Origin of the sequence: Photorhabdus viridis (assembly GCF_040256935.1) — a bacterium.
GTDB classification, from domain to species: domain Bacteria; phylum Pseudomonadota; class Gammaproteobacteria; order Enterobacterales; family Enterobacteriaceae; genus Photorhabdus; species Photorhabdus viridis.
The window spans coordinates 1-385 of sequence record NZ_JBEJZY010000301.1 but is presented as its reverse complement, the minus strand read 5'-3'; the positions used below and the strand labels follow the sequence as shown (position 1 = coordinate 385).

At 60.3% G+C, this 385-nt stretch carries 1 protein-coding gene; it reads left to right on the top strand.

The features are described 5' to 3' along the window. A partial coding sequence (locus ABR397_RS23465; protein ID WP_350307800.1) for a condensation domain-containing protein occupies positions 1–385 on the top strand: 385 nt, incomplete at both ends.

Here is a 385-nt window from a genome sequence, read left to right as displayed (position 1 = left end):
TTTAAATTCCCCACTTTGCTGGCGTTTGCTGAGGTCATGCAGGGCGGGTCTGGTCAGGCGGACACGGTCCTGCCGGCCATCCTGCCGATATCCCGTGAGGGTGAGTTACCGCTGTCATTCGCTCAACAGCGCCTGTGGTTCCTGGCGCAGCTTGAGGGGGTCAGTGAGACTTATCATATTCCGATGGCCCTGCACGTGTGCGGTCAGCTGGATATCGAGGCCTGGCAGCAGGCGCTGGATAGCGTGTTTGCCCGTCATGAAGCGTTACGTTCCATTTTCGTTTCTGTTGACGGTCAGCCGCAAGTGCAACTGCTGGCGCCGGATAGCGGCCTGCGGTTATCCCAACATGACCTGCGCGGGCTCCCGGAGGCGGAGGGTGTGCTTG